The following is a 13,242-nucleotide window of genomic DNA, read 5'->3' as shown; positions in this document are numbered from 1 at the left end:
CTCGCAAACCGCGCGTTCGAGAGCGTTCTTCCCGGAGTCGATTGCTTTAGGGGAGGGACTTCTGCCAGTTGCCGGTCAGACCGTGAAGGCGGAAGCCGAACGCGTCGTTCACCGCGAGCATCGGCGTGTTCTCGGCCGCGTTCCAGGTCAGGAGTCGGCGGATGTGCGGGGCGTGCTCGGCCAGCCTGTCCAGGTTCTCGAGTTTGACCAGCGTGCCGAGCCGGTGACCGCGATGCGGGGCGGTGACGAGCGTGTCGTACTGCTCCGCCTTGTCGCCGTCGTCGGGGACGGCGAGCTCGGTGTACGCGGCGATCCGGCCGCTCGGGATGTGCTGGGCGACGGTGACGAGCAGCGGCTCGCCGCGCGCGATCAGCTCGGTCTCGTGCGCCCGCACCCGATCGGCCGTCCACGCCTCGTCGTCGAGGGCGATCCCACTCTGGGGAACATCGACCGTCATCCTCTCCTTGATCGCGGCGAACTCGGCCACCAGCTCGTCGGGAGCCGAACGCCACCAGCTGAGCACGCGGTAGTCGCCGGTGTGGGCGGCGACGTCGGCGCCCAGAGCTACCCGGCGCTCGGCCGGCAGCGGAAGGTCGAGCGAGCTCGAGCGTTCCACCTGCCCGAGGCGATAGCCGTGACGCATCGCGAAGCGCACGTCGGGCGAGTCCGCGGGGAGACCGTCGCCACCGGCCTCCGCTCGCACCACGTCGTCGGCCCTTCCCGTCGGCCGGAGGGTGCGGGCAGGGTGCTCGGTGAACGCCGAGACGGATGTTCGACCGCCATCGGCGACCAGCTCCTCGCCGCGGGCCAGCAGCGCCGCTCCGATGCCCCGCCCGCGCAGGGAGGGCACCACGTCGACGAGGAGCGTCGCCGTCGTGGCATCCTCTTCGAGCGGGAATTCGGCCACGACACGCCCGACGATCGCGTCGTCGACGACAGCGACGAAGACGATATTCTCCATGAACTCCTGCGCCTGGAACGTCGCGAGCTCGGCCTCGGCCGTGTAGACGAAGTCGTCGTTGCCCCAGAGTGCGACCGCCACGCCGTTCATCACGGCGACCATCTGCTCGAAAGCCGCGGACTCCGGCGTGCCCAAACACTGCGGGATGACCAGCTCGGCGATGGTGGGCGGCGGCAACGCGCTCATCCGTCGTGCACCTCCTCGTGCGTTCCGCGAGCCACTCTATCCGGAGGTCCGCGCTGTGAACAGGGTGGGTCGTTTTGGTTGCAATCGTGTAAATCTGCGTCCAAATGTTGGTTGCGATTACTTGCATTGCATGTAGTCTCGGCACACATATTCGTGGTGCGAAGCGGCAACCACGCCGTTTCATAACGGATTCACGTCGAGAGGCAGAATCAGATGTTACGCAAGAAAGTCATCATGGGAGCCGCCGTTGCAGCGTCGGTTGCTCTTTTCCTGGCTGGGTGCGCCAATCAGGCGTCCACAGGTGGGTCGACGAGCTCGGGGTCGAAGGTCGACATCCCGGCCATCACGTCGATCGACACCCCGAAGGACGCGGTGCTTCCCGCAGGAGACGGAAAGGCCACCTGTCCTGCTGGCCTGACCATCGGCTACGTCGGTGCGGAGACGGGCCCCAACGCCCAGCTCGGTATCAACATCTACAACGGCATCCAGCTGGCGATCGACCAGCACAACGAGGCCAACAAGGGATGCCAGGTGGCGTTCAAGAAGTTCGACACCGAGGGCGACCCGAACAAGGCGACCGGTCCGGTGACGCAGGCCGTCAACGAAGCGGACATCGTCGGCGTCGTCGGCCTCCCGTTCTCGGGCGAGTCCAAGGCGACGGGCAACATCTTCGAGCAGCAGGGCCTGGTGCACATCACGCCGTCGGCCACCAACCCCGACCTGACGAAGAACGGCTGGACGACGTTCTTCCGCGGTCTCGGTAACGACGCCGTTCAGGGCCCCGCGGCAGCGAAGTTCCTCACCGGAAAGCTCGAGGCCAAGAAGGTCTACCTGGTTCAGGACGACTCCGACTACGGAATCGGCCTCGCCACGACCACCTCGAAGGCACTCGGCGACGCGCTCGTCGGCACCGACAAGGTGACCACCGGCCAGAAGGACTTCTCGGCCGTCGTCTCGAAGATCATCAACGCCAAGCCGGATGCGGTGTACTACTCGGGCTACTACGCCGAGGGCGCGCCGTTCGACCAGCAGCTGGTCGCCAAGGGATTCGAGGGCACGTTCGTCGCACCTGACGGCGTCAAGGACGACCAGTTCATCAAGCTGGCCGGAGACGCCTCCAGCAACGCGTACTTCACCTGCCCCTGCATCCCGGGCGAGCTGATCCCGGACTTCGAGAAGGAGTACAAGACTCTCGCCAGCGCGGAGCCCGGAACGTACTCCATCGAGGGTTACGACGCCGCGACCGTTCTGCTGTCGGGGATCGACCAGGGCAAGACCACCCGCGCCGCTCTCAAGGACTTCGTGAAGTCCTACGACAAGGACGGCCTGAGCAAGCACTACAAGTGGGATTCCACCGGTGAGCTCCAGGCGCCGACCGTCTACGGCTACAAGGTCGAGAACGGGAAGATCGTCCCGATCGGAACCATCGGATAGCGCGACACCGAAAGGATGCGGCGGGCCGCACCGCGCGACCCGCCGCATCCCTCGTTCCACCTGTCCGCACCGAAAAGGATCACCGTCGATCCCTTCCCCGCTCGATCTGGAAGCCTGAATGCTCGAACTCCTTGCCCTCCACCCGGTCATCGACAACTCCTGGATCAATTTCGATGTCCCCTCCCTCATACAGAACTTCTGGGGCGCGACCTTCGACGGACTCACGTTCGGGGCCATCTACGGCCTCATCGCCGTCGGGTACACGCTCGTCTACGGTGTGCTGAACCTGATCAACTTCGCGCACTCCGAGGTCTTCATCGTCGGCGCGTACGGCGTCGTCATCACGCTGACCTCGCTCGGCTTCGGCCCTTCGATCCCCAATCTGTCGCTCGCGGCGATCATCGGGGACATCCTTCTCGCGCTGCTCGTCGGCATGGTCGCCTCGGCTGTCACAGCGTTCCTGTTGGAACGCATCGCCTACAGGCCATTGCGAAGACGGAACGCCCCAAGGCTGGCGTTCCTCATCACCGCCATCGGGGCCTCGTTCGCCATCCAGTCGCTGATCTTCGTGATCCGCGGGGCGAACGCCGAGCCGGCGGTGACGATGTTCAAGCCCGTGGCGGTGTTCGACGTGTTCGGCACAATCATCAACAGCCAGTCGATCATCATCGTGCTGGCGGCCGTCATCCTGATGGTCGTCACCGACATGTTCATCCGGCGCACCCGCACCGGCCGCGGCATCCGTGCCGTGGCGCAAGACCCCGACACCGCGACCCTGATGGGCGTGAACAAGGAGCGGATCATCGTGATCACGTTCGTGCTCGGCGGTATCCTCGCCGGCGCGGCGGCCCTGTTCTACGTGATGCTCGTTCCCTCCGGCGTGATCTACACGGGCGGGTTCGTGCTCGGCATCAAGGCGTTCGCCGCCGCGGTGCTCGGCGGAATCGGCAACGTGCGCGGAGCCCTGCTGGGTGGACTGTTGCTGGGATTGATCGGAAACTACGGACAGATCCTGCTGGGCGACTCCCAGTGGACCGACGTCATCGCCTTCGTGGTGCTGGTGCTCGTTCTGCTGGTGAAGCCCACGGGAATCCTCGGTACCTCACTGGGGAGGAGCAGAGCATGAGCACGACAGACGGACCCAAGGTGCTGCCGGATGCGCGCAGCGAGCAGGCGGCCGACGCCGCCGAGGCCCGGCGCAAGAGGGGCGGCCCGCTCCAGGGCTTCCGCGACCGCTGGAACGGCCTGCCGCGGCAGGTGCAGTGGCTGTGGATGCTCGTCGTGGTGGCTCTCGCCTTCGCCCTGCCGTACCTGAATTTCTTCCCCCTGACCACGGAGCCGGGCAACGACTGGCCTCTGGCCTGTTTTAGCATGGCGGTCTACGCGCTCATCGCCGTCGGCCTGAACGTCGTGGTCGGCTACGCCGGGCTCCTCGACCTCGGCTACGTTGCGTTCTTCGCGGTGGGGTCGTACACGGCGGCCATGCTGACGAGCCCCGACTCGCCGTTCATCAAGATCCCGTATCTCTGGACGATTCCGGTGGCGATGGCGGTCGCGATGATCTTCGGCGTCGTGCTCGGCGTGCCCACTCTGCGTCTGCGCGGCGACTACCTCGCCATCGTGACGCTCGGCTTCGGTGAGATCGTGCGCATCCTGGCCACGATCATCCCGGCGCTCAAGGGGCAGGTCGGGTTCCAGAACGTCGGCCACCCGCCGGGGGAGGATGCGAAGGGCATCCCGATCTTCTCCAACTCGAACGGCATCCCGTGGTACTGGCTGACGCTCACGATCATCATCGTGGTGCTGCTGCTGGTCGGAAACATGGAGCGCAGCCGCGTCGGTCGCGCCTGGATCGCCATCCGTGAAGACGAGGACGCCGCCGAGATCATGGGCGTTCCGACGTTCAAGTACAAGGTGTGGGCGTTCGCGATCGGCGCCGCGGTCGGCGGACTCTCCGGTGCGTTGTTCGCCGGTCAGGTCGGCTTCGTCAACAACCAGAAGTTCGACGTGCAGACCTCGATCCTGTTCCTTGCGGCCGTGGTGCTCGGCGGAACCGGCAACAAGGTCGGCGCACTGCTCGGTGGTGCGATCGTGGCGTACATCCCGCTGCGGTTCACCGCGATCGCCGACTACAAGTACCTGATCTTCGGCGTCGCCCTCGTGGTGCTGATGATCTTCCGCGCCAAGGGCCTCGTGCCGGCCAAGCAGCGCCTGCTGGCCTACGGTCGCAACGCGTACAAGTACCTGGTGAACAAACCGACGCCGCCGCCGAACACCGGCAGCACGCCGACCGGGGGAACACCGCCGGCCCCGCCCAGCGCGCCCGTTGCGCCGGTCGCTCCGGTAGCTCCCACCTCACCCGTCACGCCGAACGGAGGCGCATCATGACCGACTCCCGAGAAGAGCTGCCCGACGGCGCCGACCCGGAGGCGCTGGCGGACCTCGACGTCGACCTGGAGGTGGCCGCGGCCGCCGCGCCCGATCGCGAGATCGCGGTCGATGTCGGCGACAAGCTTGTGGAGGTGAAGAACCTCACGGTCAAGTTCGGCGGGCTCCTCGCCCTCGACGACGTGAGCTTCGACATCAAGCGCGGCGAGATCCTGGGTCTGATCGGCCCGAACGGCGCCGGTAAGACGACGTGCTTCAACGCGATGACCGGCGTCTACAAGCCCACCAGCGGAGATGTACTGCTGGAGGGCAAGTCGATCAAGGGACAGAAGCAGCACCAGATCACCCGGCTCGGCCTCGCGCGCACGTTCCAGAACATCCGTCTCTTCGGCGAGATGAGCGCGCTTGAGAACGTGGTTGTCGGGCTGGATGCGCGCCACCGCACGAGCGTTCCCGGTGCCCTGGTGCGCTCCCCGCGCCACATCCGCGAGGAGAAGTCCGCCATCGAGCGCGGGATGGCCCTGCTCGAGTTCGTGGGCATCGCCGACCTCGCGAGCACCGCATCCCGCCAGCTGCCCTACGGGTATCAGCGCCGTCTGGAGATCGCGCGCGCTCTGGCCACCGACCCGAAGGTGCTGTGCCTCGACGAGCCGGCCGCCGGCTTCAACCCCGCGGAGAAGGAGGACCTGATGGACCTCATCCGCACCATCAGGGCCGACGGATACACGGTGCTGCTGATCGAGCACGACATGCGGCTGGTGATGGGTGTCACCGACCGCATCGTGGTGCTCGAGTTCGGGCGCAAGCTGGCCGACGACGTTCCGACCGCGATCCGCAACGACCCGCGCGTGGTCGCCGCCTACCTGGGGGAGCCTGAAGATGACGTTGCTTGAACTGAAGAACGTGAGCGTCTCCTACGGGCGCATCGAGGCGATCCACGACATGTCGTTCTCGGTCGAGGAGGGCGAGATCGTGAGCCTGATCGGCGCGAACGGGGCCGGCAAGTCGACCACGATGAAGACGATCTCGGGCATCCTGAACCCGTCGCAGGGCTCCATCCTGTTCGACGGGCAGGACATCACGAAGATGAAGGCGCACATCCGGGTGATCCGGGGCATCTCGCAGGCGCCGGAGGGCCGCGGGATCTTCCCGGGCATGACGGTGCTCGAGAACCTGGACATGGGTGCGTTCGGTCGCAAGGATCGCAGCGGAATGGACGCCGACTTCGAGCGCGTGTTCGCGCTGTTCCCGCGGCTCGCTGAGCGCAAGTCGCAGGTCGGAGGCACCATGTCCGGTGGCGAGCAGCAGATGCTCGCGATCGGCCGGGCGCTGATGTCTGCGCCGCGTCTGCTGCTGCTCGACGAGCCGTCGATGGGGCTCGCGCCGCAGTTCATCAAGCAGATCTTCTCGATCATCAGCGAGATCAACAAGCAGGGCACCACCATCCTGCTCGTGGAGCAGAACGCCAACCAGGCGCTCGCGCGCGCCCACCGCGGCTTCGTGCTCGAGACCGGTTCGATCACCCAATCCGGCACCGGCAAAGAGCTCCTCGCCAACCCCGCCATCAAAGAGGCCTACCTGGGCGTCGGCTAACCCTCAAGCAATCGAGTACAGGAAGAGTGTCGTTAACCGTCCCGGTTGGCGACACTTTTCCTGTACTCGACGGCTGGGTGGCGGGGGGAAGGGGAGTTGGTCGGGTAAATTTGGGGCGATAGCGAGGCGCGACAGCACAGGAAAGGGCGGCAGGTGTATCTCAAGAGCCTGACGCTCAAAGGGTTCAAGTCCTTTGCGCAGCCGACCACGTTCGCGTTCGAGCAGGGAGTCACCTGCGTCGTGGGGCCGAACGGCTCCGGCAAGTCCAATGTGGTGGATGCGCTCGCCTGGGTGATGGGGGAGCAGGGCGCGAAGACACTCCGCGGCGGCAAGATGGAGGACGTCATCTTCGCCGGCACCTCCACCCGCGGCCCGCTCGGTCGCGCCGAGGTCACGCTCACCATCGACAACTCCGATGGCGCCCTCCCCATCGAGTACTCCGAGGTCACCATCTCGCGCACGCTGTTCCGCAACGGCGGCAGCGAGTACGCGATCAACGGTTCGGCCTGCCGTCTGCTCGACGTGCAGGAGCTTCTCAGCGACTCGGGTCTCGGTCGCGAGATGCACGTCATCGTCGGACAGGGGCAGCTGGATGCGGTGCTCCATGCCAGCCCGGAAGACCGCCGTGGGTTCATCGAGGAGGCGGCGGGCATCCTGAAGCACCGCCGCCGCAAGGAGAAGACCCTTCGCAAACTCGAGGCGATGCAGACCAACCTCACCCGGTTGAGCGATCTGGCGGGGGAGATCCGCCGGCAGCTGAAGCCGCTCGGCCACCAGGCCGAGATCGCCCGCGAGGCCCAATCGATCGCCGCGGTGGTGCGCGACGCGAGAGCCCGCCTGCTCGCCGACGAGGTCGTGACGCTGCGAACCGCGCTCGACGATCACGGCCGAACGGAATCGGAGCGTCACACCGAGCGCATCGTGCTGCAGGAGCAGCTCGAGCAGAAGCAACTGCGGGTGGCCCGTCTGGAGCAGGCCCAGGTCGGTGACGAGGTGGATGTCGCACGACGCACCGCGTTCGGGCTCGAGTCGGTGCAGGAGCGACTGCGCAACCTCTACACACTGGCGAACCAGCGTCTCGCCCTCCTCGGCAGCCAGGCGGACACACCGGATGCGGGGCCGAGCGTCAGCCCGCAGAACGTGCAGGACGCCCGCGACGAGGTGGAGCGCCTGCGCGTCGTCGTCGCCGAGGCCGAGTCCGCCTGGGCGGCCGCTCAGGGCGCGACCCGCGCGGCGCGCGCTCGTCTCGATGCCGTCGACGAGGAGATCGCCGCCCAGAGCGCGCTCGTGTCGCGGCACGATCTCGAGATCTCGAAGCTGAGCGGTCAGGCGGAGGCGGCCAACCAGCGGCTCGCTGCCGTGCGCGGGGAGGTGCTGCGTCAGCAGAACGCGTTCGATGCCGCGACGGAACGCCGCGAGAAGGCGCGCGCCGACTTCGCAGCGCGCGAGGCGGAGGCGGCGACGGCCGACATCGGCGAGGGCAACCTCGACGAGGCCTACGAGCTGGCGCAGGCCGACGTGTTCGAGGCCGAGGGCGAGATCGAGCGGCTTCGTGAAGAACTGCACACCCTGGAGCGCGAGCGCGATGCTCTCGCCGCCCGCACGAGCGCCCTCTCGTCGGCGCTCGACCAGAAAGACGGCTCTGCCGCCCTCGTCGCCGCGCGCCTTCCCGGCGTGCGCGGTCTCGTGGCCGAGCACATCCGGGTGCACCCCGGCTTCGAGTCGTCGATCGCGGCGGCCTTGGGCTCGCTCGCCGACGCGGTTCTCGCCGACGACCGCGAGCGCGCGTTCGATGCCGTAGCGCACGCCACCGCCGGTGAGCTCGGTCGCGTCGAGGTCATCATCGCCGAGGTTTCGGCGACCGAGGTCGATCTCGGCGGCGTCGCCGGTGTGGTGCCGGCGCGCTCTGTCGTCGAGGCGCCAGGCGGCGTGCTCGGCATCCTCTCCTTCACCGCGATCGCCGACGACCTGGATGCCGCCCGCGCCGCATACGCCGCATACGCGGAGCGCCCGCTCGGCGGTCCGGTCACGATCATCACCAAGAGCGGCGACGTTCTCACCGACTTCGTGCTGCGCGGTGGTTCCGGCGCCAAGCAGAGCCGCATCGAACTCATCGCCGACCGGGATGCCGCGGCCGACAGGCTCGGCGAGGTCACCTCGTTGATCGACCGCGCGAAGTTCGCCCTCGCCGAGCAGCGCGGTGTGCTTCAGGTCGCCAAGGAGCAGTCGCAGGCCGCGCTGACGGCCCTGCGCGAGTTCGACGCCCAGCTCGCAGCGCAGACCGAACACCTGAACAGGCTCAAGGTGCAGCTCGAAGCGTCGCAGGCCGAGTTCGACCGCCTGGCCAGCGCGCTCGCCCTCGCCGAGGACAGGGTGTCCGAAGCCGAGTCGGCGGCCGAGAAGGCGAAGGCCGAGCTCGAGTCCGCCCGATCGCGCCCGCGGCCGATCCTGGATGTCAGCGCGCGCGACTCGCTGTCCGCCGAGCTGGAGGCGGCACGCGAGTCGGAGGTCGAGGCACGTCTCGGTGTCGAAACGGCCAAGGAGCGCGTGCGCGCCGAACAGGCGCGGGGCGAGGCTCTCGCCCGCCGGCTCGATGCCGAGCGCGCGGCAGCGGAAGAGGCGGCCCGCCGCGCGGTCATCCGTCGCCGTCAGGTGGATGCGGCGACCCGGGTCATCGAAGCTCTTCCCGCTGTGCTCGACTCCGTCGATCGCTCGGTCGCCCAGGCCCGCGTGGAGCTCGCCGCGGCCGAGGCCCAGCGCGCCAGCCAGAACGAGGAGCTGTCCGGCCTGCGCCGCGAGGAGGCCGCCCTGCGGGAGCGCCTTCAGGTGATCACCGAGAGTGTGCACGGCCTGGAGCTCCAGATCTACGAGAAGAAGCTGCACCTGTCGAGCCTGCTCGAACGGGCGGGCAGCGAGCTCGGGCTCGTCGAAGACGTGCTCGTGGCCGAGTACGGCCCCTCCGTGCCGATCCCGGTCGATATCGCCGTCGCCACCGCGCCCGAGCCCGAGCCCGACACCGAGCCCGACACCGAGGCCGACACCGAGCCGGAGCCTGCGGCTGACGTCGAGACGGTCCCGTTCAACCGCGAGCAGCAGCAGAAGCGGCTGGCGTCAGCCGAGCGCAAGCTCGCGCAGCTGGGACGGGTGAACCCGCTCGCCCTCGAGGAGTTCGCGGCACTCGAGCAGCGGCACAAGTTCCTCACCGAACAGCTGACCGACCTGACGAACACCCGCAAAGACCTGCTGACGATCATCGAGGAGATCGACGAGAAGATGCAGACCATCTTCGAGTCGGCGTTCGAAGACACCAGGGAGGCGTTCGGCTACGTCTTCCCCATCCTCTTCCCGGGAGGCACCGGCAGCATCAGCCTGACCGATCCGGAGAACCTGCTCACGACCGGAATCGAGGTGTCGGTCAAGCCCGCAGGGAAGAAGATCGAGCGTCTCTCGCTGCTGTCCGGTGGCGAGCGTTCGCTCGCGGCCGTCGCTCTGCTCATCGCGATCTTCAAGGCGCGGCCCAGCCCGTTCTACATCATGGACGAGGTCGAGGCCGCACTCGACGACGCCAATCTCGGTCGGCTGCTCACGATCTTCCAAGACCTCCGGCAGTCGAGTCAGCTCATCGTCATCACACACCAGAAGCGCACGATGGAGATCGCCGACGCCCTCTACGGCGTCTCGATGCGGCAAGACGGCGTGTCCGCCGTCGTCGGTCAGCGCGTCGCCCAGGAGCAGGCCTCCTAGTCACGCCGAGGCGTCAGGCTTCCAGGAGCACCGCGAGAGGCTCGTCGATGGCGGCGAGTCGTTCGTCCGCTTCGGCTTCGCAGCCGGCGGTGAGCCGAGCGATGCCGGCGCGGGCGGATGCGCTCAGCCGCGTCTCCGACGCCCGCGCGCGCAGGTGCGCCGCCAGCAGGAGCAGGTCGCGGTTGTCGCCGAGCGCGTCCTGGACCACTTCCGCCGCGGAGGCGAGCCGGGCGACCTCGTCGCCCGTCGTGTCGCCCACGGCTTCGGCGGCGTAGCGCAGCCGTCTGGCGGCCTTGCGCAGGTCGTGCCGGTGCTCGAGGGTGTCCAGTCCGGTCGCGCGCATACGCACGCGCGCTATCGCCGTATCGAGCGCCGCCGAGATCAGCGCGTCGGGGTGTTTCCTCGCGCGCTTGCGCAGGGGAGGCGTCGCCGCGAAGGCCTGCAGGTCGGCCAGGAGTGCGCGGTGCGAACGGGATCGCAGGCGCGCGAGAAGTGCCCGTTCGGCACCCGCGTACTCGCGGCGGGCGTCGGCGGCGAAGGCGGTCACCGCATCCACGACGTCCGGTGCGCTCTGCGCCGCCAGCAGGTCCTCCAGTGCCGATGACCGCACCTCGAAGTCGCGTGCGTCACCGAGCACCCGTCCGAGCTCGCGCAGGCGGGCGCGCAGCCGGCGGGTCGCGTCTTGGTCGAATGCGCGACGGTAGACGCCGAGCACGCTGCGCAGCCGGCGCACCCGGGTTCGCGCCTGGTGAACCGCATCCTCGCCGTGCGCCTCGACGGCGACGAGCTGTTCGGCGAGCTCCGCGGACAGCCTGGTGAGAGCGAACATGCTCACACCGTAACAACTAGGCTGAACACCATGGCTGAACGCACTCCCTGGTCTTTGTCCGGTGCCCTCCGTGGCATGTTCGCCAAGAAGACGATCGACGAGACGACCTGGGAAGACCTGGAGTCCGCGCTGATCACCGCCGACTTCGGCCCCGACGTCACCGAAGCGATCGTCGACGACCTGCGCGCCAAGGTGGAGCGTTACCGCACCACCGACCCGGCCGACCTCCAGCGGATGCTCCGCGAGAGTCTCGAAGAGCGGCTCTCGAAGCTCGACACCACCCTCAAGCTCAGCGATCGCCCCGCGATCGTGCTCGTGGTCGGCGTCAACGGCGTCGGCAAGACCACGACGATCGGCAAGTTCGCCAAGTTCCTCCGCACCTATGACCGCACCGTCGTGGTCGGTGCAGCCGACACGTTCCGGGCCGCGGCCGTCGAACAGCTCGCGACCTGGGCTGAACGAGCGGGTGTCGACATCGTGCGTCCGCAGCAGCAGGGGCAAGATCCTGCGTCCGTCGCCTTCCAGACGGTCGAGCTGGCCAAGCAGAAGGGCATCGAGATCGTCATCATCGACACCGCCGGACGTCTGCAGACGAAGGGCGGCCTCATGGACGAGCTCTCGAAGATCAAGCGGGTCGTCGAGAAGCAGGCTCCGATCGCCGAGGTGCTCCTCGTGCTCGACGCGACCACCGGGCAGAACGGTCTCGCGCAAGCGGAGGCATTCATCGAGCACGCCGGCGTCACCGGGCTGGTGCTGACCAAGCTCGACGGCTCGGCCAAGGGCGGTTTCGTGTTGGCCGTGCAGGAGAAGACGGGCATCCCGATCAAGCTGGTCGGCCAGGGCGAGGGCATCAACGACATCACCGGATTCACGCCGCACGTCTTCGCGCAGCAGCTGGTCGGTTAGGGGTATCGGCATGGCGATCGAGCACGACTACTTCGGCATCATCGACGAGACCGCGAGCGGCGGTCTCGCCTGGGCGGACACGGTGGACATCTCGGAGCAGGCCGTCGAGGTGGAGCTGCAGGCCGACGACGAGACAGCGGTGCCCGTCGTCGCGCTGGATGCGGCCGCGGCGATGATCCACGCGCTCGACGGCTTCGATTCGCGGGCGAGGGATGCGCTGGTCGCCGAGCTGAGCTCGCGCGCGTCGGCGACGAGCAGCTACATCGACGACCATGTCGAGAAGCTGGGCGACACCCTGCTCGACCTGCTCGTCTACACCTCAGGCGACATCCCGGTGGACGTGCTGCGGTCGTTGCAGCTGCTCCGCGTCGTCATCCAGCCCGACCACGCCGACGAAGAAGAAGTCTTCGCCACCTTCGACTACTCGATCAGCCCCGACGAGACGGATGCGCTGCTCACCGTGTCGTTCGACATCCGGGGCGACGTGGTGTCGATCGACACCTCCGACTCGTGAGCGACCCGACTGTCGGCGCCTTCGCGCCGGTTCCCGACCCGCGCCCGGAGGACACGGCCTGGCCCGAGATGTCCTGGCCGCCGGCGCCGGGGACGGAGCTCGTCGGGAGGTACGTGCGGCTCTCGCCCGTCGATCCCGACCGCGACGCCGAGGGTCTTTTCCGCGCACTCGACCACGACTCCGTGTGGAATCACCTCGCCGGCCGTCCCGCCTCGGCCGACGTTGTCCACGCCCGCATCGCGAATCGCCCCAGCGGCGACTCGCGGCTCCAGTGGACGGTCCGCACGGCGGTCGACTACCTCGGCATCGCGGCAGGGACGGTGATCGGGCAGACCTCCTATCTCGATGTCGTGCCCGCGGATGCGCGGTGCGAGATCGGCTCGACGGCGTACGCACCAGCGGTGTGGGCGAGCGCGGTCAACCCGGAGGTCAAGCTGCTCCTGCTCGAGTACGCCTTCGAGCACCTCAATACGGGCAGGGTGCAGCTGAAGACCGACGCCAGGAACCAGCGGTCGCAGCGAGCGATCGAACGGCTCGGGGCGCGCTTCGAAGGGGTTCTGCGGCGCCACATGCGCCGGGACGACGGCACCGTTCGCGACACCGTGATGTTCTCGATCATCGCCGAGGAGTGGCCCGAGGTACGCGCGCGGCTGAATGAGCGCTTGCTCTCAGCACCGAGACGTTAAA

11 protein-coding genes are annotated in these 13,242 nt (G+C 67.7%); 9 read left to right on the top strand and 2 right to left on the bottom strand.

Features of this window, described 5'->3' with window-relative positions; translation table 11 throughout:
• Nucleotides 1-46: 46 nt before the first annotated feature.
• Complete coding sequence (locus ACFVWR_RS09240; protein ID WP_387210300.1) at nt 47-1,147, bottom strand: GNAT family N-acetyltransferase; 1,101 nt, start codon at nt 1,145-1,147, stop codon at nt 47-49.
• Nucleotides 1,148-1,360: 213 nt separating this feature from the next.
• Between ACFVWR_RS09240 and ACFVWR_RS09235 the strand changes: the two genes are divergently transcribed.
• The 6 genes from ACFVWR_RS09235 to smc all read left to right on the top strand — a co-directional run bounded on the left by ACFVWR_RS09235 (nt 1,361) and on the right by smc (nt 10,306).
• Nucleotides 1,361-2,581 carry a branched-chain amino acid ABC transporter substrate-binding protein gene (locus ACFVWR_RS09235; RefSeq protein ID WP_387210297.1) on the top strand — a complete coding sequence of 407 codons (1,221 nt, stop codon included), beginning with the start codon at nt 1,361-1,363 and terminating at the stop codon, nt 2,579-2,581.
• A 118-nt stretch (nt 2,582-2,699) separates the two neighbouring features.
• Nucleotides 2,700-3,707 carry a branched-chain amino acid ABC transporter permease gene (locus ACFVWR_RS09230; RefSeq protein WP_387210295.1) on the top strand — a complete coding sequence of 336 codons (1,008 nt, stop codon included), beginning with the start codon at nt 2,700-2,702 and terminating at the stop codon, nt 3,705-3,707.
• A complete protein-coding gene (locus ACFVWR_RS09225) occupies nt 3,704-4,969 on the top strand; it encodes a branched-chain amino acid ABC transporter permease (protein WP_387210293.1) in 1,266 nt (421 codons plus the stop codon). The genes ACFVWR_RS09230 and ACFVWR_RS09225 overlap by 4 nt, the downstream gene beginning before the upstream one ends.
• Nucleotides 4,966-5,862 carry an ABC transporter ATP-binding protein gene (locus ACFVWR_RS09220; RefSeq protein ID WP_387210291.1) on the top strand — a complete coding sequence of 299 codons (897 nt, stop codon included), beginning with the start codon at nt 4,966-4,968 and terminating at the stop codon, nt 5,860-5,862. Before ACFVWR_RS09225 ends, ACFVWR_RS09220 begins: the two co-directional genes overlap by 4 nt.
• Nucleotides 5,855-6,562, top strand: coding sequence for an ABC transporter ATP-binding protein (locus tag ACFVWR_RS09215; RefSeq protein ID WP_387210316.1), 708 nt, complete (start codon nt 5,855-5,857; stop codon nt 6,560-6,562). Before ACFVWR_RS09220 ends, ACFVWR_RS09215 begins: the two co-directional genes overlap by 8 nt.
• A gap of 153 nt (nt 6,563-6,715) precedes the next feature.
• Nucleotides 6,716-10,306 carry a chromosome segregation protein SMC gene (smc, locus tag ACFVWR_RS09210; RefSeq protein WP_387210289.1) on the top strand — a complete coding sequence of 1,197 codons (3,591 nt, stop codon included), beginning with the start codon at nt 6,716-6,718 and terminating at the stop codon, nt 10,304-10,306.
• 13 nt (nt 10,307-10,319) lie between these two features.
• On the opposite strand, the gene ACFVWR_RS09205 is transcribed toward smc, so the two are convergent.
• Entirely contained in the window at nt 10,320-11,135 is an 816-nt protein-coding gene (locus tag ACFVWR_RS09205) for a CHAD domain-containing protein (protein ID WP_387210287.1), read from the bottom strand.
• A gap of 30 nt (nt 11,136-11,165) precedes the next feature.
• Between ACFVWR_RS09205 and ftsY the strand changes: the two genes are divergently transcribed.
• From ftsY to ACFVWR_RS09190, 3 genes are read left to right on the top strand one after another with little or no spacing between them, the layout of a single operon-like run.
• A complete protein-coding gene (gene ftsY / locus ACFVWR_RS09200) occupies nt 11,166-12,041 on the top strand; it encodes a signal recognition particle-docking protein FtsY (protein WP_387210285.1) in 876 nt (291 codons plus the stop codon).
• Between the two features lie 10 nt (nt 12,042-12,051).
• Nucleotides 12,052-12,555, top strand: coding sequence for a DUF2004 domain-containing protein (locus ACFVWR_RS09195; RefSeq protein ID WP_387210283.1), 504 nt, complete (start codon nt 12,052-12,054; stop codon nt 12,553-12,555).
• Entirely contained in the window at nt 12,552-13,241 is a 690-nt protein-coding gene (locus tag ACFVWR_RS09190) for a GNAT family N-acetyltransferase (RefSeq protein ID WP_387210280.1), read from the top strand. The genes ACFVWR_RS09195 and ACFVWR_RS09190 overlap by 4 nt, the downstream gene beginning before the upstream one ends.
• Nucleotide 13,242 lies beyond the last annotated feature (1 nt).

It is taken from the genome of Leifsonia sp. NPDC058292, from assembly GCF_042880955.1.
Taxonomy (GTDB): domain Bacteria; phylum Actinomycetota; class Actinomycetes; order Actinomycetales; family Microbacteriaceae; genus Leifsonia.
Note: the sequence above shows the minus strand (reverse complement) of the source record. Positions and strands in the feature narration are given on the sequence as shown.

Coding starts and splice junctions, on each gene's coding strand:
- ACFVWR_RS09240 (WP_387210300.1), bottom strand. CDS start 1,147: ATGAGCGCGTTGCCGCCGCCCACCATCGCCGAGCTGGTCATCCCGCAG.
- ACFVWR_RS09235 (WP_387210297.1), top strand. CDS start 1,361: ATGTTACGCAAGAAAGTCATCATGGGAGCCGCCGTTGCAGCGTCGGTT.
- ACFVWR_RS09230 (WP_387210295.1), top strand. CDS start 2,700: ATGCTCGAACTCCTTGCCCTCCACCCGGTCATCGACAACTCCTGGATC.
- ACFVWR_RS09225 (WP_387210293.1), top strand. CDS start 3,704: ATGAGCACGACAGACGGACCCAAGGTGCTGCCGGATGCGCGCAGCGAG.
- ACFVWR_RS09220 (WP_387210291.1), top strand. CDS start 4,966: ATGACCGACTCCCGAGAAGAGCTGCCCGACGGCGCCGACCCGGAGGCG.
- ACFVWR_RS09205 (WP_387210287.1), bottom strand. CDS start 11,135: ATGTTCGCTCTCACCAGGCTGTCCGCGGAGCTCGCCGAACAGCTCGTC.
- ftsY (WP_387210285.1), top strand. CDS start 11,166: ATGGCTGAACGCACTCCCTGGTCTTTGTCCGGTGCCCTCCGTGGCATG.
- ACFVWR_RS09195 (WP_387210283.1), top strand. CDS start 12,052: ATGGCGATCGAGCACGACTACTTCGGCATCATCGACGAGACCGCGAGC.